18 protein-coding genes, 1 tRNA gene and 1 pseudogene are annotated in these 18,556 nt (G+C 70.0%); 9 read left to right on the top strand and 11 right to left on the bottom strand.

The features are described 5' to 3' along the window. Positions 1 to 523: 523 nt before the first annotated feature. The 3 genes from PV419_RS15465 to PV419_RS15475 form a co-directional block, all read right to left on the bottom strand. Positions 524 to 1,492 carry a DUF5926 family protein gene (locus PV419_RS15465; protein ID WP_319688953.1) on the bottom strand — a complete coding sequence of 323 codons (969 nt, stop codon included), beginning with the start codon at positions 1,490 to 1,492 and terminating at the stop codon, positions 524 to 526. Between the two features lie 168 nt (positions 1,493 to 1,660). Then, positions 1,661 to 2,317 (bottom strand): ATP-binding protein, encoded by a 657-nt coding sequence (locus PV419_RS15470; RefSeq protein WP_319688954.1) that lies wholly within the window; start codon positions 2,315 to 2,317, stop codon positions 1,661 to 1,663. 65 nt (positions 2,318 to 2,382) lie between these two features. Further along, positions 2,383 to 3,216 (bottom strand): glycerophosphodiester phosphodiesterase, encoded by an 834-nt coding sequence (locus tag PV419_RS15475; RefSeq protein ID WP_319688955.1) that lies wholly within the window; start codon positions 3,214 to 3,216, stop codon positions 2,383 to 2,385. 215 nt (positions 3,217 to 3,431) lie between these two features. Between PV419_RS15475 and PV419_RS15480 the strand changes: the two genes are divergently transcribed. Further along, positions 3,432 to 5,039: a S1C family serine protease gene (locus PV419_RS15480; protein WP_319688956.1), complete on the top strand. Its 1,608-nt coding sequence runs from the start codon at positions 3,432 to 3,434 to the stop codon at positions 5,037 to 5,039. Positions 5,040 to 5,084: 45 nt separating this feature from the next. Then, positions 5,085 to 5,171 (top strand) — tRNA-Ser (locus tag PV419_RS15485). 185 nt (positions 5,172 to 5,356) lie between these two features. Here PV419_RS15485 and PV419_RS15490 read toward each other — a convergent pair. The 4 genes and pseudogenes from PV419_RS15490 to PV419_RS15505 form a co-directional block, all read right to left on the bottom strand. Next, positions 5,357 to 5,868, bottom strand: a pseudogene (locus tag PV419_RS15490) (GNAT family N-acetyltransferase). Further along, positions 5,865 to 6,284, bottom strand: a complete 420-nt coding sequence (locus PV419_RS15495) for an arsenate reductase ArsC (protein ID WP_319688957.1) — start codon at positions 6,282 to 6,284, stop codon at positions 5,865 to 5,867. The pseudogene PV419_RS15490 and the gene PV419_RS15495 overlap by 4 nt, the downstream one beginning before the upstream one ends. Continuing rightward, entirely contained in the window at positions 6,277 to 7,401 is a 1,125-nt protein-coding gene (arsB, locus tag PV419_RS15500; protein ID WP_319688958.1) for an ACR3 family arsenite efflux transporter, read from the bottom strand. Before arsB ends, PV419_RS15495 begins: the two co-directional genes overlap by 8 nt. Next, positions 7,398 to 7,802: a metalloregulator ArsR/SmtB family transcription factor gene (locus PV419_RS15505; RefSeq protein WP_319688959.1), complete on the bottom strand. Its 405-nt coding sequence runs from the start codon at positions 7,800 to 7,802 to the stop codon at positions 7,398 to 7,400. Before PV419_RS15505 ends, arsB begins: the two co-directional genes overlap by 4 nt. 79 nt (positions 7,803 to 7,881) lie before the next feature. On the opposite strand from PV419_RS15505, the gene PV419_RS15510 reads away from it, so the two are divergent. Next, positions 7,882 to 8,355 carry an ArsI/CadI family heavy metal resistance metalloenzyme gene (locus PV419_RS15510; protein WP_319688960.1) on the top strand — a complete coding sequence of 158 codons (474 nt, stop codon included), beginning with the start codon at positions 7,882 to 7,884 and terminating at the stop codon, positions 8,353 to 8,355. Positions 8,356 to 8,462: 107 nt separating this feature from the next. Here PV419_RS15510 and PV419_RS15515 read toward each other — a convergent pair whose 3' ends face one another. The 3 genes from PV419_RS15515 to PV419_RS15525 all read right to left on the bottom strand — a co-directional run bounded on the left by PV419_RS15515 (position 8,463) and on the right by PV419_RS15525 (position 11,645). Next, a complete protein-coding gene (locus PV419_RS15515; RefSeq protein WP_319688962.1) occupies positions 8,463 to 9,215 on the bottom strand; it encodes a hypothetical protein in 753 nt (250 codons plus the stop codon). Between the two features lie 367 nt (positions 9,216 to 9,582). Beyond that, positions 9,583 to 10,485 (bottom strand): carbon-nitrogen hydrolase family protein, encoded by a 903-nt coding sequence (locus PV419_RS15520; RefSeq protein ID WP_319688963.1) that lies wholly within the window; start codon positions 10,483 to 10,485, stop codon positions 9,583 to 9,585. Positions 10,486 to 11,237: 752 nt separating this feature from the next. Continuing rightward, the gene (locus PV419_RS15525) at positions 11,238 to 11,645 is read right to left on the bottom strand and encodes an RNA polymerase sigma factor (protein ID WP_319688965.1); all 408 of its coding nucleotides are present in this window, start codon (positions 11,643 to 11,645) and stop codon (positions 11,238 to 11,240) included. A gap of 341 nt (positions 11,646 to 11,986) precedes the next feature. Between PV419_RS15525 and PV419_RS15530 the strand changes: the two genes are divergently transcribed. After that, on the top strand, positions 11,987 to 12,313 hold the full coding sequence (locus PV419_RS15530; protein ID WP_319688967.1) for a helix-turn-helix transcriptional regulator: 327 nt from the start codon (positions 11,987 to 11,989) through the stop codon (positions 12,311 to 12,313). 19 nt (positions 12,314 to 12,332) lie between these two features. Here the strand turns inward: PV419_RS15530 and PV419_RS15535 are convergent, their stop codons facing one another. Continuing rightward, on the bottom strand, positions 12,333 to 13,082 hold the full coding sequence (locus tag PV419_RS15535; protein WP_319688969.1) for a hypothetical protein: 750 nt from the start codon (positions 13,080 to 13,082) through the stop codon (positions 12,333 to 12,335). A 564-nt stretch (positions 13,083 to 13,646) separates the two neighbouring features. On the opposite strand from PV419_RS15535, the gene PV419_RS15540 reads away from it, so the two are divergent. Genes PV419_RS15540 through PV419_RS15560 form a run of 5 tightly spaced genes read left to right on the top strand, consistent with a single transcriptional unit; the run spans position 13,647 to position 18,556 of the window. Next, entirely contained in the window at positions 13,647 to 14,816 is a 1,170-nt protein-coding gene (locus tag PV419_RS15540) for an acyl-CoA dehydrogenase family protein (RefSeq protein ID WP_319688971.1), read from the top strand. A gap of 26 nt (positions 14,817 to 14,842) precedes the next feature. Further along, complete coding sequence (locus tag PV419_RS15545; RefSeq protein ID WP_319689095.1) at positions 14,843 to 15,802, top strand: bifunctional MaoC family dehydratase N-terminal/OB-fold nucleic acid binding domain-containing protein; 960 nt, start codon at positions 14,843 to 14,845, stop codon at positions 15,800 to 15,802. After that, positions 15,802 to 16,959, top strand: a complete 1,158-nt coding sequence (locus PV419_RS15550; RefSeq protein ID WP_319688973.1) for an acyl-CoA dehydrogenase family protein — start codon at positions 15,802 to 15,804, stop codon at positions 16,957 to 16,959. The genes PV419_RS15545 and PV419_RS15550 overlap by 1 nt, the downstream gene beginning before the upstream one ends. Then, entirely contained in the window at positions 16,956 to 17,393 is a 438-nt protein-coding gene (locus PV419_RS15555) for a MaoC family dehydratase (protein ID WP_319688975.1), read from the top strand. Before PV419_RS15550 ends, PV419_RS15555 begins: the two co-directional genes overlap by 4 nt. Beyond that, entirely contained in the window at positions 17,390 to 18,556 is a 1,167-nt protein-coding gene (locus tag PV419_RS15560) for a lipid-transfer protein (protein ID WP_319688976.1), read from the top strand. The genes PV419_RS15555 and PV419_RS15560 overlap by 4 nt, the downstream gene beginning before the upstream one ends.

Consider the following 18,556-nt stretch of genomic DNA (forward strand, 5'->3'; position numbering starts at 1 on the left):
CGCGCACGGTCTCCGTGCACGCGCGGGGTCCCGGCGCGGCCCCCGCGATGGTCGGGGCTGCGGTGGCCCGTAGAACGCCGGAGAGGCGGCGGGCGGCGCCGCGGGAGCCGTCCCCGGGGCCCTGTGACCCCGAGGCGGCCCGCGGCGCGGAGACGGCCGTGTGTGCCCTCGCGTTGTGGTTGCGGTTGCGACGGGAGCGGTCGGCGGTGGTGACGGAGGCGGTCCGCGGTTGCGGCGGGAGCGGTCCGCCGGGGCTTCGCGGTACGGGAATCAACTCACGGCGCCGCGGGGGGCGTTGGCCGCCCTCCGCGCTCGCGCGGGCCGCGGACGCGGAGCGGACATGGAAGCGCCCGGTCGCTGGCGACGGGGGATGCACCAGCGACCGGGCTTTTAAAACCGTAACAAGAGATCGGCGGTTCGCAAATTCGATCGCGGATTTCCGGACGCGCAATTGCAGGGCGTAGCGGTGAGTTGTGAGCAGTGTCACGCGTACGGTTCCCCGCACTTGAGCCCGGTATGACCGTCAGCTGAGCGTCACCTGACGGTTGGTGAGCCCGCCGCGCGCCCGCCGCTGTTCGGCGGTCAGCGGGGCGTCGGAGGTCAGCGCCTCGGCTAGCCGCTCCGCGAACGCCTCAGCGGGCTTCTCCGTCTCCTCCGCGCCCATCGCGCCGGGCAGGTCCCACACCGGCACGGTGAGGCCGTGCGCCCGGAAGGAACCGACCAGCCGGGTGCCTTCGCCGAGCGAGGAGGCGCCCGCGGCGTGCAGCCGCGCGAGGGCGTCGAGCAGCTTCTCCTCCGGGTGTGACATCACCCAGCGCAGGTGGTTCTTCTCCGGCGTCCGGCACCAGTACGCGGCCTCGACACTGGCGAGCCGGGCGGTCGGGATGGCGGCTGCGTTCGCCCGTTCGAGGGATGCGGCGACCTCACCGGTGGCGCTCGCGGCGTCCTCGAGCCAGAACTCGAACCCCTCGTGCAGGGTCGGCGAAAAACCGCCCTTCGGATCGAGCAGATCCTGCAGCCGCGGGCCCTCTCCGGAGACCCGTTCGGCGGCGACCGGCGTCCCCGGCTCGGCGGTCAGGGCGCGCTGGAGGGTGTCGGCCAGGTCGCGGCTGATGTCGCCGGAGGCGGTGTCGTTCTGCAGGCCGATCAGCACGGCGCCGTTGTCGCGGCGCAGCGCCGGCCAGGCCATGGGCAGCACGGTCGCGAGGGTCACGGACGGGACGTCCTCGGGCAGGCCCTCGGCGAGGTTCAGCTCGACGGTCGCCGCGGGTACGAGCTCGCGCAGCGCGACCCAGTCGCACTCGCCGGGCAGCCCCTCGAAGGGGCGCTGCACCAGCTCGGTGACGGCGTGCGCGGCCTCCCGGCCGTGGCAGGCCTTGTAGCGGCGGCCCGAGCCGCACGGGCAGGGCTCGCGCGCCCCCACCACGGGGATCTCCGCGCTCGTGACCCGCGGTCCGGCCTTCGTCGTCTGGGGGCGGCGCTTCTTGCCCATGGCGTGGCTGTCTCCCGATCGTGCGGCTCGTGGCGTCCTCGTACGGCCGCGTGCGTCTCGTACGGCCGCGGTCGGTCCCGCACCGCCCGTACGACTGGTACGGGCGGGAGCCTAGCCCTTTGGCCGAACTCAGTCGGCGAACCCCGTCGGCGAGGCCGACCGTGTGCCCTAGGCGAGCTCGTCCAGATCGGCGAAGTCGAGGTCCGGGCTGAGGTCCGGGCCGAGGCCGGGGTCGAGGTCCGGGGCGAGATCGGGACCGAGGTCGGGATCGAGCCTCGGGAGGAGGGTGACCGGCCTGCTGAACCCCTCGTGGAAGCCGTCACGGGCGGGAAGCGACGCCCACACCGTCACTTCCCCGGTGTCGTCGCGCACCCCCCAGGCCTCGGCGAGCGACGTGATGATGTTGAGCCCGCGGCCGCCACGCGCAGTGATCGAGGGATTGGCCGGAACCGGCCTGGTCGGTCCGCCGCCGTCGGTCACTTCGACGGTCAGCCGGGCGTACTCGTCGACGTGCCAGGCCGCCCGGACGGTACTGCCGCCATGGTCGGAGCCCAGTGGTCGGCCATGCCGCCATGCGTTGCTGAGCAGTTCCGAAAGGATCAGTACCGCATCGTCTATGACCGAATCCGATACCCCAGTCCTGCTCAATTCGTCACGCATCCGGTGCCGTGCCGCACCTACGCCCGCAGGACCATGGGGTACGGCCATGGTCGAAGACGTCGGCACCTGCCGTGCCACCACCAACGCCACCCCCGAGACCTCCTTAGCCCCACGCCAGGGGATGGATGCCCCGCCGGGCTGGAGCAGAAACAGGCCATGTGGCATCTGGTGACGCACTCGTCACGATCGAATACGTACCGAACGCGCCGGTGCACGCCTTGTAATGCCCATTATGAGCGTCCGAGTTGTGACAGTACCTGTTTGGGGCGGTTCGTAATCACCGCGTCGACTCCCAGGTGAGTGCACAGCTCGACATCTGCCGGATTGTCGACGGTCCATACGTGCACTCGGTGCCCCGCGCGGTGCAGGCGCGCCACATACTCGGGGTGATTGCGTACGATCCGGATGCTCGGCCCCGCGATGCGCACCCCGCGCGGGAGCGCGCCGTCCCGGTGGCGCGGCAGCACGAACTGCATCAGATAGACGGTGGGGACCGCGGGCGCCGCCGCGTGCACCCGGTACAGCGAGCGCGCCGAGAAGCTCATGACGCGCACGGGCGAGGGCTCGCCGGGCGGCGGGGAGTCAAGGCCGTAGCGGCGGAGCAGGGCGATCAGCCGCTGCTCGATCTGGCCGGCCCAGCGGGTCGGGTGCTTGGTCTCGATGGCCAGCTCGACGCGGCGGCCGGCATCCGCGACGAGCTCCAGGAGCCGTTCCAGGGTGAGGACCGCGGTGTTGTCGCGGCTGTCGCGGTCCGGCTCCTCCCTGTCGCTCGCCTGCCCCTTCCAGGAGCCGAAGTCGAGGGCGGCGAGATCGGCCAGCTCGAGCGCGGAGACGGCGCCCCGGCCGTTGGAGGTGCGGTTGACGCGGCGGTCGTGGACGCAGACCAGGTGCCCGTCCGCGGTCATCCGGATGTCGCATTCGAGCGCGTCGGCGCCGTCCTCGATGGCCCGGCGGTACGCGGCCAGGGTGTGCTCGGGAGCGTCCTCGGAGGCGCCGCGGTGGGCCACGACGGAGGGGGTGTGCGAACCGGGGCGGAAGTCCCGGTCCGGGCGCGCATAGGTCACCGCGTTATGGTGCCACCGCCCGGCGCGGCGCGTCGCGGGAGGTCCCGCCCGCCGCCGCGCGGATTGGCGGCGGTTCGTTTTGTCCGGGATAAAGGGTGGTAGCCCACGGGGTCACCGCTCCTTACAGCGGTCTGACGCCCGGTGGGAAAAGCTTACGTCGGACATCCGTAGCGTGGGCCGTCGAAGAAAACTGTCGTGCACATGAGGAGAGAGCTGTGAGCACCGAGAACGAGGGCGCTGCCGTTCCGCCTGAGGCCGGGTCGCGTCCGGCCCCTCCGGCGCCGCACCCCGACCCCGCCCCCGCGGTGCCTCCGGCGCCCGACTTCAAACCGGCGGTCGGCGCGGCCCCGGACGTCCCCGACGGGCCTATAGGCACGTCGGGAGAGCCGGCGGCGGGACCCCGACTGCCGGAGCCCGCGCCGCCGACCCCCACCCCGGCCGCCCCGCCGGCCCCACCCGCGGCCCCGCCGGCCTCGCCTCCGCCCGCCTCGCCTCCGGCCGTCGCGGCCGGACACCCCCTCCCCGACCCGGGCGCGGGCTCCGGCGGTACGGCGGCGTGGTGGTCCGAAGGCGGCAGCCAGGCCACCCAGGACGGCTCGCAGGACCCCCACGGCGCGCAAGGCGCTCACGGCTCCCCCGGGGGCCCGGACAGCCCGTGGGCGGCCACTCCCGCCCCGCCCTCCGAACCCCCGGCACGCAAGCGCTCCGGCGGGCTCGTCGCCGCCCTCCTGGCCGCCGTCCTCGTCGCCGGCGGCATCGGCGGCGGCATCGGCTACTGGGCCGCCGACCAGGGGGACAGCGGCGACTCGACCACGATCTCGGCCCTCGGCAACCCGAAGTCGGAGAGCCGTACGCCCGGCTCCGTGTCCGACATCGCGGGCAAGGCCCTGCCGAGCGTGGTCACCATCGAGGCCCAGAGCAGCAACGGCGAGGGCGGCACCGGCACCGGCTTCGTCTACGACACGCAGGGCCACATCCTCACCAACAACCACGTCGTCGCCTCCGCCGCCGACAACGGCAAGCTCACCGCCACCTTCTCCAACGGCAAGCGGTACGCCGCCGAGGTCGTCGGCCGGGCCCAGGGCTACGACGTCGCCGTCGTCAAGCTGAAGAACGCCTCGGGCGCCAAGCTCACCCCGCTCCCGCTCGGCAACTCCGACAAGGTCGCCGTCGGCGACGCCACCGTCGCCATCGGCGCGCCCTTCGGCCTCTCCGGCACCGTCACCACCGGCATCGTGAGCGCCAAGAACCGCCCGGTCGCCTCCAGCGACGGCGGCGGGGGCAACGCCTCGTACATGAGCGCCCTGCAGACCGACGCCTCCATCAACCCCGGCAACTCCGGCGGCCCGCTGCTGAACGGGGACGGCGGCGTCATCGGCATCAACTCCGCCATCCAGGCCGCGGGCAACGGGGGCGGCCTCGGCGGCGAGACCCAGCAGTCCGGCAGCATCGGCCTCGGCTTCGCCATCCCCATCAACCAGGCCAAGCACGTCGCTCAGCAACTGATCAAGACCGGCGAGCCGGTCTACCCGGTGATCGAGGCCACGGTCAACATGAAGGACACCGGCAACGGCGCCACCATCGCGAGCAACGGCGCCGGCGGCAGCCAAGCCGTCGTCGCCGGCGGCCCTGCCGACAAGGCGGGCCTGAAGTCCGGCGACGTCATCGTCAAACTGAACGACACGGTGATCGACAGCGGCCCGACCCTGATCAGCGAGATCTGGACCCACAAGCCCGGCGACAAGGTCACCATCACCTACAAGCGCGACGGCAAACAGTCCACGACCCAGGTCACCCTGGGACAGCGCAAGGGCGACAGCTGACGCGCTAGGCTGATCCCCGCGTCGCCCCAGCCGGGCCCGGCGCGAGGAGGCTTGCCCGAGCGGCCTAAGGGAACGGTCTTGAAAACCGTCGTGGCAGCGATGTCACCGAGGGTTCAAATCCCTCAGCCTCCGCGCAGGTGAGAGAACGACCAGGTCAGAAGGGGCGCCCCGATCCGAGGGGCGCCCCTTCTGCATTGGCCGGTGTCTCACCTTGGCCGCCTGAATCCCATCGCTGATCAGCGCGTGTGGACCAGCTGTGGACCAGATTCCGCGGCACCCGATCTATCTGGAGCACGGCGAATCACCGGCCGCACCGGTCACATGACCGTCGGGCTGCGGCGTTCGATGAGAGGACCACGTCCCGCCATGCGCCGTGGTGACGGCCGATGCGTTCGCGAGTGCCGATGACGCGGAAGCCCGCGCGTCGATGAAGGCTGAGGCTGGCGGCGTTCTCGGGGAAGATGCCGGATTGGATCGTCCAGATTCCGGCTGCCTCTGTGGAGGCGATCAGCGTGTTGAGAAGGGCTAGCCCTACTCCTCGATTGCGGGCGGCAGGGTGAACGTAGACAGAGTGCTCGACGACACCGGCGTACGCGCAGCGGTCGGAGATTTTCGTGGCGGCGATCCAGCCCAGCACGTTCCCGCTGCTGTCGAGCGCGACGTGTCGGTGTTCGTCGAGCTTGGCGGCGTCGAACGCCTCCCAACAGGGCGCGGCCGTCTCAAAGGTGGCGTTACCTTCATCGATTCCGAGCTGGTAGATCGCTAGGACGTCATCGGCATGCTCGGCTGTCAGGTCAGCGATCCGAATCGCCTCCGTCCGGACATTCACCGGGGGTCTCCTGCCAGGAGTTCAGCCATGAGGTTCTGGACGCGGGTGCGGATCTCGTCGCGAATCGGCCGTACCGCTGCAACACCCTGCCCGGCGGGATCGGCGAGCTGCCAGTCCAGGTAGGTCTTGCCGGGGAAGTAGGGGCAGGCGTCACCGCAGCCCATGGTGATGACGACGTCCGAGGCCTGGACGGCTTCGGTGGTCAGAACCTTTGGGATCTCGGCGGCGATGTCGATGCCGACTTCTGCCATCGCTTCCACCACAGCGGGGTTGACGTGCTCGGCGGGGACCGAACCGGCGGAGCGGACTTCGATGCGGTCGGCCGCGATGTGGGTGAGGAAGGCGGCGGCCATCTGGGAACGGCCCGCGTTGTGGACGCAGACGAACAGCACGGACGGCTTGTGGGTGTCAGACACGGGTGGAACCCTCCTGGGCGGGCGTGTGCTCGGTGGCCATGGCGGGTGGTTGGGGGAAGTGGCGGCGCGCGGTCAGGGTCACGTAGACCAGGCCGATCAGTACCGGGACCTCGATGAGCGGGCCGACGACTCCGGCCAGGGCCTGCCCCGAGGAGGCGCCGAAGGTGGCGATGGCGACGGCGATGGCCAGCTCGAAGTTGTTGCCCGCAGCGGTGAATGCCAGCGTTGTCGAGCGTGGATAGTCCAGGCCCACGGCTTTGCCGAGTGCCATGGATCCGGCCCACATCACGGCGAAGTACACCAGCAGCGGCAAGGCGATCCGCGCCACGTCCACCGGTTGCGAGGTGATCGCATCCCCCTGGAGAGCGAAGAGCACGACGATCGTGAACAGCAGCCCGTAGAGGGCGAAGGGGCCGATCCGCGGGATCAACTTCGTCTCGTACCAGGCCCGGCCCTTGGCCTTCTCGCCGAGGCGTCGAGTGAGGAACCCGGCGACCAGCGGGATGCCGAGGAAGATCAGCACGCTGCGGGCGATCTCCCACACGCTGATGTCGAGGGCCGTTTGTTCCAGGCCGAGCCAGCCGGGGAGCACGGTGAGGTAGAACCAGCCGAGCGCCGAGAAGGCGATCACCTGGAAGACGGAGTTGAGGGCGACGAGGACGGCCGCGGCTTCCCGGTCGCCGCATGCCAGGTCGTTCCAGATGATGACCATGGCGATACAGCGGGCCAGGCCGACGATGATCAGGCCGGTCCGGTACTCCGGCAGGTCCGGCAGGAGGAGCCAGGCGAGCGCGAACATGAGTGCCGGGCCGAGAAGCCAGTTCAGCACGAGCGAGGGGATCAGCAAGCGCCGGTCGCGGGTGACTGTGTCCAGGCGGTCGTAGCGGACCTTGGCAAGGACCGGGTACATCATCACCAGGAGGCCGAGCGCGATCGGCAGAGAGACGCCGGTCACGGTCACCTTCGCCAAGGCGTCACCGAGCCCGGGAACGAGGCGCCCCAGGCCCAGGCCGGCCGCCATCGCGAGGAGGATCCACACAGCCAGGAACCGGTCGACGAACGACAGGCGCGCGGCTACCGGCCCTGCCGTTGCCGTCGGTGTGGTGTCGGCGGTCATGAGACGTTTTCCGCCGTCCGGGCGGGCTCGGGCAGGGGCTGCCCGGCGGGGCGGGTGAGGATTCCCGCCAGCTTGTCGGTCATCTCTGGCAGCAGCCAGTAGTAGACCCAGGTGCCACGGCGCTCGCAGTCGATCAGCCCGGCCTGGCGCAGGAGCTTTAGGTGATGGGAGATCGTCGGCTGTGAGAGATCGAAGGCGGGAGTCAGGTCGCACACGCAGACCTCGCCCCCGGCCCGTGAGGCGATCATCGACAGCAGCCGCAGGCGGATCGGATCGCCCAGTGCCTTGAACACCTTCGCCAGTTCGACGGCCTGTCCCTCGTCCAGCGGGGCGGTCAGCAGACCAGGGCAGCAGCCTTCGACGGCGTCCTGACCGAGCGCCGGGAGCTCTTGTTTCGACATACTTCTATGTTGACGTTCTTCAATCCAAGCCGCAAGCTTGCATTGAAGAACATCGATTCAGCCCGATGGGAGGCCCCTCATGTCTCGCGTTCAGCTCGCGCTCAACGTGCCCCACCTTGACGCTTCGGTGGAGTTCTACTCCAAGCTCTTCGGGATCGAGCCAGCCAAGCGCCGCCCCGGATACGCCAACTTCGCGATCAACGAACCGCCGCTGAAGCTCGTCCTGATCGAAGGTGAAGCGGGCCAGGAGACCCGTCTTGATCACCTCGGGGTCGAGGTGACCTCCGCCGACCAGGTCACGGCCGCCGCCGGTCGGCTCAAGGAGGCAGGGCTTGCCACGTTCGAGGAGAACGACACGTCGTGCTGTTACGCCCTGCAGGACAAGATTTGGGTCCACGGTCCCGGCAAGGAGCCCTGGGAGGTCTATATCGTCAAGGGTGACACCGACCAGATGGGCAAGAGCTCGGCACTCGACACCGCCGACGCCTGTTGCGCGGGCCAGCCCGCCGCCATGGAGGCGCCCAAGGCCGCTACGGGCTGCTGCGGGGACTGACAGCAGGGGCTGAAGGGCGGGACAGCAACCTGTGGACCATGCGTGGACCACGCGGCCTCCCCCCAGCCCAGCTGTGCCATCTCATGACGTTGGCGCCACGGTCACGATCACTGCGCGCCGGGGTTGTTGTAGTCGTTGAGAAGCGGGCTGTGGCGTTCGGTGAGTGGGCCAACTCCGAGATCTTCACGCATGAGCTGGCGCATCTTGGCGGCTGCTTTGCCGCGTGCCTCCCAGCGCGCGCGACTCTCTGGACTGCTGACAGCAGTGCCGTCGATGTAGCCGTCGCAGATGCGTCGCAGGCAGTGGAACACGCTGTTGGAGGCCTCGACGACGGGTTGGGGCGCGATGAGCCACATCCGTTCTGATGCGATGGCTATGCCTGAATCCCGAAATGCTTCGCGCAGCGCAAGCGCCCGCTCGTCGCCGGAAGGGTGCTCTCGCTCTGCCAAGGCCCGCAGGGTCTCACCGAGGACCTTCACGGTGGTGGTGTACTGCGTGTAGATGTCGAGCCGCAGCCGAAGAGCTTCTTTGACATCCTCGTGCTTCCACCGATTCCGATCGGCGATGAGAGTAGCGACGATGCCGATCGCGGCCCCGGCCAGGGTGGAGAGCAGTGGCAACCAATCCATGCGGGCCAGCTTGGGCCATCCCGTGACGGTGGCACCAGGTGGGCTTCGAGGACGAACCTGTACCGCCAGCGCCGAGACCGCCCGACGCTGACCTTCCTGCCAGACCTCGGTGTACTCCGTGGACCGCACGCGGCCGTCACGCACTGCCCGGAACAGCCGGCCGTCCTGCGTGGTGCCGTACTCGTCCAGATGCCGCCGGAGCAGCTGCACGAGCCCGGGCGGAATCGGCACCGGCCGGGTCGTACGCCGAGCACGCCGCTTGAGCCCGCGCACTCGTACGACTTCCCGTCGTCCGTCCACCCGGCGCCGACCTCGGGTCGGCTCCCCGCGAGGATGAGCTCCTCGCCGTCGAAGCCGGTGTCCCGCGCAACGCACTCACCCAGTGGCACACCGACTTGAAGAACGAGTTCTACGAGAAGGTCCGCGCCGGCGGCGCCACCACGCGGAGGCCGGCGGATCGCGCTTCGGTGGTTCGCACGCTCCCGGCGCAGGCGCCTTTCCCTCAGTAGCGGCAAGGTGCGGGACAGACTGAAACCGAGGGGTTCGCGGCGCCGGGAGCCATCCCGTACGCGCGAACCCCTCGGCTTCTGTTTCTGAGCTAGAAGGCCGCTGTCCGGTCTTCGCTGCGCGGGTCGGTCACCTGGTGCTCGGTGTAGACGCCCGCGCGCGCCTCACGACGCCAGGGACGCGCGTAGGTCACTGCCCAGGCGGCGCCCTCGGAACTGTCGTCGAGGTTCACGACGGCTACCGATGGCGAGTCGTCCGCGGGGCACCGCGCAAGCCAGTCGCCGTTGGGAGCGACGATTCCGGACGGTGCGGTGGCGCTGTGCTGTGTGGGCACTGACAAGCTGACCCAGTAGCTGTTGACCGCGGCGTGGCCTTGGGCTTGGGCGGCGGTGTTACCCGGGGTACCGCTTGTAGAGAACAGGACGCAGTCGACATCCAGCTTCTCGTATTCTGCGAACAACTCCGGATAGTGGATCTCCATGCCGAGCAGGCAGCCGAAGCGCACACCGTCGACATCGAAGGTCACCGGTGAGACGCCCGGCGAGTACATGTACGAGACCTTCGTCTTCGACATCAGGCGCTCGTCATAACGCGTGACGACCTCGCCGCGATCGGAGATGACGTAAAGGCTGTTGTGTGGACGGTTCGGGCCGGTCAAGCGGTGTACCGATGCGATCACCGTCCACAACCGCAACTCGCCGGCCAACTCGGCGATCGCAGCCAACTCCGATTGGAGCACCGGCCACTGGCACCGGTCCCAGTCCGCCGGGCCGACCGCGCCCGGGCCGTCGACGGACATGACGAACTTGCTGGGAAAGCAGATCGCGCCTTCCGGAAAGTGCACGATCCTCGCTCCCTGAGCACTGGCCTCGCGCATCAGAGCACGGACCTCACGCCCACTTTCGCGCAGCGCTTCAACGTCTCGGGGGTCTTCGCGTACGGGGGTCTGCGCTACGGCGAGACGCACGCTCTTGGGATTCCTTGCTTCCGACATGACCTCTCCTGATGGAGTCGGACGGAAGTGCCGGAGGGCGGACGTGTAGGACTCGCCAGTCTTGGCGGCGCGGGCACGCACCTGGCGCTTGAAGTTCCTACGGGCTGTCATCGCGGCCTTCCACGCCTTGAGCGACGGCTCCCCAGCAACCTCGCCCGAGGCGATCGGGCTGCGATAACGACCTGAGACGCTGGTCCCTTTGCCTCCGATGGGAGACCGTGCTGGGGACGGTCGCGGGAGGTTTGGCGTAGGCCACGCAGTCGGTCATCATGCCGTCGCTCGCAGGCTCCGTCAACATCCTTCAACACGTCCAGCGCACCGTCGAATGGCCGGCTGCTGGAGAGGAACACCTCAGCTCAACACGCTGCACTTGACAGAGGAGCCGTCCGTCGCCATCTCCCGGCAGTCGTCCAGGCACAGGCGACCGGTCGGGAAGTGAAGGCGGGCATAGGTGGACTTGCCCGCTCCGGGCGGACGGCGTAGTCGAGACCGCGATGGCGGCGGCGACCAGGCCGAGGACGCCGGCGGCTCCGGCGAGGGGGCGCCCCTTCTGCGTTGGCGGTATCTCACTCCGACCGCCCGATCCCACCGTTGACCAGCGCGTGTGGACCAGCTTTCCAGTCCACCTGGCATCCGGCACGGGCTGCAAGCCGGGCTCGGTGATCGCCGTCTCTCCGCATGGCCCCAAGGCGTGAACAGCGGCGACACGGTCAACCTGACCCTTGCGCCGGCTGGCCCGGGTCTGTGGCTTTTCATGAAGCAACCTCCAAAGTGCGTTCTGCGTGCTTGGTGATGGACGGACGTCCGGCGCGCAGCGCGCGCTTCGCGCGGTGCAGGCGGACCCGCACCGTCGCCTGGTTGAGCCCGAGGGCCTGGGCGGCCTCGTGCGGGGTGAGGCCGTACAACCAGGCGGTGGGCGCCCCACGCCTGGGGTCGTACTGGCCGGAGGCCTCCAGCGCGGCGACGAAGATGTCGGCGGTGAGGTCCGCGGCCACCTGGGGGCAGGCCGTGCGCCGGGTCACGAAGCCGAGGACGGCGTCGAAGTTCTCCTCGTAGAACGCCGCGAACCCGGCGGCGTCCGGCCGCGGCGGCGCGGCCCGGCTCGTGCGTCGTTCGGGCGCTGCGGCCCGTTCGGGTATTAAGGGCCCCCGTTCCTCCAAGGTGGTCGGTGGTCCCTTCACTCGCTACTTGGCCGGGCGGCGGCCAACCGTTTCATCAGTGCCCGGCCGGCTTTCGGCCCCAAGGTGCCCAACTTCAAGGGGAGGGCGGGCCATGCGGGGAGGGCCGGGGCTCCGGACACCCCCCTCCCCGCGATCTGGCCGAAAACGTACGGTTCCTGCCGTCGTCGCAGGTCACAGCCGCGAAATGGGGCGCATCCGTCGGCTGCTCGCGAGATTCAGCCGAAAGTGGGCTTTTAGCTGAAGCTAAAGGTGGGATCCTGACATGGTGAAGTGAGGAGTGAAGCCACGATGCCAACCCGCGCAGTTTGGAGGGATGCAGCTTGCCGTGGAAGAGCAAAGGCGTGAGGGCGGAGGCCACCGATGCCGCCGGTGCGCGACTGGCCCGGCAGGCCACCGTGGAGGTGGCCGGGGTGTTGGGCAAGCGGGACATGAGCCGGGCTGACCTCGCCAGGCTGATGGACGTGAGCCCGGGCCGGGTGAGCCAGATCCTTTCAGGCGATGAGAATCTGACGCTGCGCAGCCTCGCCGCCGTGGCAGAGGCGCTTGAACTCGACGTGAGAATCAGCTTCGTCGAGCCCAAGACCGTCCCGCAGGACGCGACCACGCTGCGGCACGGCGGTTCCGACGAGTTCGTCTATACCCATTGAAGAGGGGCAGCCGGGCGCGTCACGGATGTGGCGCAGGGGCCTCGGCGAGCGGTTCGACGGCCATCGCCGTCTGACGGATCCGCATGAGGTCCCTGTCGCCGCTGCGCTTCCCGTGCTTGTAGCCGAATTCGAGCAGCTGCACGCAGGCTTCCTTGGCCTTGGCCAGGGCCTGCCGGCAGTCCTCCGCTTCCTCTTTCGTCCGGCTGTGCAGCTCTTTGGGAAAGTCCTGCAGCTCTCGCTGCCGTCGGCGCGCCTCGACGTCGGCCTCGGTTTTCGCGGCCTCGTCCAGTAGCTCTTCCACGTTTTCGTACAGCCCGTCGATGGCCGCCTTGTCCTTGGCCTGCAGGGCACAGCCGCGCAGGTGTGCGCGGGCGTCGAAGGCGAACATGCGCAGCTGCGCCACATCCTCGAAGTCCCTGACCATCCGGTGGCAGCGGCAGTACATGTCGTGGACCAGCCGCCGCTCCAGGTGGCCGAGCAGCACGGCGATCCCCAGGGTGATCACGGCGACGAAGGGAGGGGTGGACTGCTGGTTCTGCTGCTGGCGGACCCGCGGGGCCAGTGCGCCCCCGGCGGCGGCCGCGGCCACGGCGGGCGGTACGTCGGCGGCGTGGGGCAGCAGGAGCGTGATGGTGATCAGCGCTGCTGCGCAGGTGCAGGCCATGATCGTGCCGCACAGAGCCATCGACCGCGCGGTCCCCAGCAATCGGCCCTTCTCGGCGAACCGGTACACCAGCGAGATCCAGGTGACCAGTGCGCAGAGCCCCATGGGTAACACGAAGTGTGCGAACCACCCCTGTGCGTAGAGCTCGTGCACTGCTCCCCCCTGGTCCCGCCGCGATGCTGCTGTCCCGGACACCGAGCGTCCGGTCAGGGGAGAGCGGGAAACCGGATTCACTGTCCGCCTGGGTGCGGAAGCGCCGACCAGTGGCCGTGCCATCCCCTCACGGAGCGTCTCGTCGCGCCTCACGATAGTGCCATTGAATCGCGTAGCGCACAGGTCACTTTCTGTACAACCTTGGATCGTGGCGGCCGTGTCGCAGCCGATGGTGGCCGAAAGTGAGTGGAAACGGGTCTCTGTTCTGCTCTCCGCTCGTCCGTCTGTTCAAAAAACGCTCCGCGCGCCCTCACTCCGCGCCCACGCGCCTCAATCTTCATTGATTTCAGGGGACGGGTGTGTGAGGTCATGCGGCCGTGCGGCGGTACTGGAGTGCCGCCGCACGGCCTTGCTCGCGGCCACACGACCTTGACAGCGCCAAAGTAGCTGACGGATAGTCAGAAAGCTTCCGGCCCGGACGTGCGACGCCGTCGAGCGAAGGGGAGACCGCTGCCCATGCACCTCGCCCCCACCCCCCGCCAGCGGCGGCTGCGCGAGGAACTCCGCGGCTACTTCCGCGATCTGATCACCCCCGAGACGCGTGCCGCGCTGCCGGATGACCCGGCCCGACAGCGGCAGCTGCTGCGGCGCATCGGCGCCGACGGCCTGCTGGGGCTCGGCTGGCCTGTCGAATACGGCGGTCAAGGGCGCGGCCCCGACGAGCAGTTCGTCTTCTTCGACGAGGCATACCGGGCGGGCGCGCCGGTCTCCATGGTCACGCTCAACACCGTCGGCCCGACCCTGATGAAATACGGCACCGAGGAGCAGAAACGGGCCTTTCTGCCGCGCATCCTCAGCGGCGAAGTCGTCTTCGCCATCGGCTACTCCGAACCGGAGGCCGGCACGGACCTCGCCTCCCTGCGCACCAGAGCCGTGCGGGACGGCGACGACTGGCTGATCGACGGCTCCAAGACCTTCACCAGCAACGCGCACAACGCCGACTGGATCTGGCTGGCCTGCCGCACCGACCCGGCGGCCCGCAAACACGAGGGCATCTCCATCATCCTGGTGCCGACCGACACCCCCGGTTTCTCCTGGACGCCGATCGAGACGGTGGCGGGGCTGACCACCACGGCGACGTACTACGACTCGGTCCGCGTCCCGGCAGACCATCTCGTCGGCGAGGAGAACGGCGGCTGGGGACTGATCACCAACCAGCTCAACCACGAGCGGGTCGCGCTCGCCGCCATCGGCATGCAGGCCGAGGACTTCTACGAGGCGGCGCTCGCCCACGCCCGCACGCCGGATCCGCAGACCGGCGTACGCCCCGCCGACCGGCCCTGGGTACGGTCCCGGCTCGCGGAGGCGCATGCCCGGCTGGCGGCCACCCGGCTGCTCAACTGGCGGCTGGTGGGGGACGTGGGGGCGGGGACGCTGAGCCCGGGCGATGCGAGCGGGGTCAAGTTCGCGGGAACCGAAAGCGCCGTCGAGGTGTACAGGATGTGTCAGGAGATTGTGGGGGAAGCGGGGCTGATCCGGGCGGGATCGCCGGGCGCGTTCGGCGACGGCGGGCTCGAGCGGATGAACCGGGCCGCGCAGATCAACACCTTCGGGGGCGGTGCGAGTGAGGTACAGCGGGAAATCGTGGCCACGATGCGGCTCGGCATGCGGCGGGGGCAGCGATGACCGGTGAGCGGACGGTCGGCGAGCAGATGGCTGATGGCGGCTCCGCCGCCGACGACTTTTACGGGCGACTCAGGGCGTACGAGGGCCGGGCGGCCGCGGCCGGGGGCGAGGGCAAGGACCCGGTCAACGAGCCGATGATCAGGCACTGGTGCGAGGCGATGGGCGACACCAACCCCGACTATCCGGCCATCGCACCGCCGACGATGCTGCAGGTGTGGACGATGGGCGGGCTGTCCGGCCATGCGGGCGGCTCGGCCCGGTCCGAGGCGTACGACGAGTTGCTGGCCCTCCTCGACGGGGCGGGCTGCACCTCGGTTGTCGCCACGGACTGCGAGCAGGAGTATCTGCGCCCCTTGCGGCCGGGCGATCGGGTCACCTTCGACGCGGTGATCGAGTCGGTCTCGCCGCGCAAGACCACCAAGCTGGGCTCCGGCCACTTCGTCACGACGCGCATGGACATCCGGGCGGGCGGGGAGCTGGTCGGCAGACACCGCTTCCGCATCCTCAAGTACGCCCCGGCGCGGCGCGCACCGGAGGCGAAGAAGCGGACAGCGGAGGTGAGGGAGCGGACAGCGGAGGTGAAGGAGGCGCGGCGCCCGCGGCCCGTGATCAACCGTGACAACGCCGGCTTCTGGGCGGGGGTCGCCGAACACAGACTGCTCATCCAGCGCTGCACGGACTGCGGGACGCTCCGCTTCCCCTGGCTCCCCGGGTGCGGTGCGTGCGGCTGCCAGGAGTGGGAGACGGTCGAGGCGTCCGGCGCCGGGACGGTGTTCAGCTATGTCGTCATGCACCACCCGCCGTTCCCGGCCTTCGACCCTCCGTATGCCGTAGGCCTGATCGAGCTCGCGGAAGGGGTGCGGATGATCAGCAACATCACGGGGGTGCCGTACGACAAGGTCCGCGTCGGCATGCCCGTCGAGTTGGAGTTCCTGCGTGTGGACGCCGACTTGGAGCTTCCCGTCTTCCGAGGGGCGGTGGCCTGATGGACTTCGCACCCACGGTGGAGCAGCAAGCCGCGCGCGAGCTGGCGGCGGAGATCTTCGGCGATCTGTCCACCCACGAGCGGCTGTCCGCCCTTGGCACCGGCATGGACGCCGAGCTGTGGAAGGCGCTGTGCGCCGCGGGGCTGCCGGCCGCCGTGGAGGAGATCGGCCTGGTCGGGCTCGTTCTGCTGCTGGAGGAGCAGGGCAGGACCACCGCCCAGGTGCCCCTCGCGGTGACATGCGCGTACGGAGTGCTGCCGGTGGCCGTCCATGGCACGGTGGAGCAGCGAGCCCGGCTGCTGCCCGCCCTGCGGGAGGGCACCGCGGTCGCGACGGGCGCGTTCGGCTCGGGGGCGGCCACCGCTCGCCGGACGGCGGACGGATGGCGGCTGAGCGGCACCTTCCCGGCCGTGCCCTGGCTCCTGGCGGCGACCCACGTCCTCGTGCCGGCTCACGTCTCGGTGCCGGGCCAGGAGCCGGAGGCGGCCCATGGCGCGGAGGCGGGCCGTGAGGCGGGGGCGGGCCGCGCGGCCCCTGTGGGGTCACGAGCGGAGCCGCGCTGCTTCCTGGTCGAGGTTCAGGCCGGCAGCACCGAGGCGGACGGGGCCAAAGCCGCCCGGATCGAGGCCGTCGAGACCACCGCGCCGTGGGCGGCGGGTCGGCTGACCGTGGATGGCGTGCCCGCCGACCCGCTCGGCGGTGAGGGGGCCTATGCCGATGTGCTCGGCCGGGCCCGCACCGCGTTCGCCGGACTGCAGGCCGGGGTCTGCCGGGGCTCGCTCGACCGGGTGGTCCACCACACCTCGGTCCGCGAGCAGTTCGGTCGCCCGCTCTCCACCCATCAGGGCGTGCTGATGCGCGCGGCGGACGCCCATATGGACACGGAGGCCATCCGGGTCACGGCGTACGAGGCGGCCTGGCGCTACGACCAGGCCCTGCCCGCCGCCGCCCATGCGCTCACCACCGCCTGGTGGGCCTGTGAGGCGGGCAAACGGGTGGTGCACTCGGGTCAGCATCTGCACGGCGGTGTCGGCGCCGATGTGGAGCACCCGGTCCACCGGCATTTTCTGTGGGGCCGACAGCTGGACGCGTATCTCGGACCGGCGCCCGGGCTCTTGGCCGAGCTGGGCGATGAGCTGACGGAGGTGGCCGGATGACGGTCCGGGCCGGCGACGAGCTGCCGCCGCTGCGCATTCCGATCACCCGGACCCTTATTGTCTCCGGCGCGATCGCCTCCCGCGACTACCAAGATGTTCACCACGACGCCGAGGCGGCCAAGGAGAAGGGCTCCCCGGACATCTTTATGAACATCCTGACCACCAACGGTCTGGTCGGCCGGTACATCACGGATCACTTCGGGCCGCACGTCCGGCTCCAGAAGGTCGCGATCCGGCTCGGCGCACCCAACTACCCGGGTGACGAGATGGTGCTGACAGGGCGGGTCACGGCGGTCACCGACGGCGCCGCGGAGGTCTCGGTGACCGGGCGCAACGGCATCGGGAACCATGTGATGGGCAAGGTCACCGTGCGGTTGTCCCCGGATTTCGCAGCACATGGCGAGGCGGACTCCCCGCAGAGGGAGGCCCGATGAGCGTCCGCGGAGCAGACACGCTCGGCGGCCGGGTGGCCGTCGTGGGGATCGGGGCCACCGAGTTCTCCAAGGACTCCGGCCGCAGCGAGCTGAAACTGGCGGTCGAGGCCGTGCAGGCCGCCCTGGACGATGCCGGGCTCACCCCCGCCGACGTCGACGGGCTGGTCACCTTCACCATGGACACCAGCCCTGAGATCACCGTGGCGCAGGCGTGCGGCATGGGCGAGCTCTCGTTCTTCTCCCGCGTCCACTACGGCGGGGGAGCCGCCTGCGCCACCGTCCAGCAGGCCGCGCTCGCCGTGGCCACGGGCGTCGCCGACGTCGTGGTCTGTTACCGCGCGTTCAATGAGCGCTCCGGCCGCCGCTTCGGGTCCGGGGTGCTGCACCGCGAGCCGTCCGCCGAAGGCACCGCGCTCGGCTGGTCGCTGCCCTTCGGCCTGCTGACCCCCGCCTCCTGGGTCGCCATGGCCGCGCAGCGCTATGTGCACACTTACGGCTTGGCTCCGGACGTCTTCGGCCATGTGGCCGTCATGGACCGCCGCCACGCCGCCACCAACCCGGCCGCGTACTTCTACGGCAAGCCGATCACCCTCGCCGACCACGCCGCCTCCCGCTGGATCGTCGAACCGCTGCGGCTGCTGGACTGCTGCCAGGAGACGGACGGGGGCCAGGCTCTCGTGGTCACCAGCGTCGAGCGGGCACGCGATCTGCCGCGTCCGCCCGCCGTGATCACCGCCGCGGCGCAGGGCGCGGGCCGCGGGCAGGAGCAGATGACGAGCTTCTACCGGGACGATCTGATCGGGCTGCCCGAGATGGGAGTGGTCGCGCGTCAGCTGTGGCGGAGCAGCGGGCTGACCCCCGACGACATCGACGTGGGCATCCTCTACGACCACTTCACCCCGTTTGTGCTGATGCAGCTGGAGGAGTTCGGCTTCTGCGGGCCGGGCGAGGCCCCCGGCTTCGTCGCCGACAGCGCACTGCCGCTCAACACCCACGGCGGCCAGCTCGGGGAGGCGTATCTGCACGGTATGAACGGGATAGCCGAAGCGGTCCGCCAGATACGCGGCACCTCCGTCAACCAGGTCCCGCACGCGGCCCGCGTCCTGGTCACGGCCGGCACCGGGGTACCCACATCCGGGCTGCTCATCGGGGCAGACGGCTGA

The organism is Streptomyces sp. ME19-01-6 (assembly GCF_033793745.1).
In the GTDB taxonomy this organism is placed as follows: domain Bacteria; phylum Actinomycetota; class Actinomycetes; order Streptomycetales; family Streptomycetaceae; genus Streptomyces.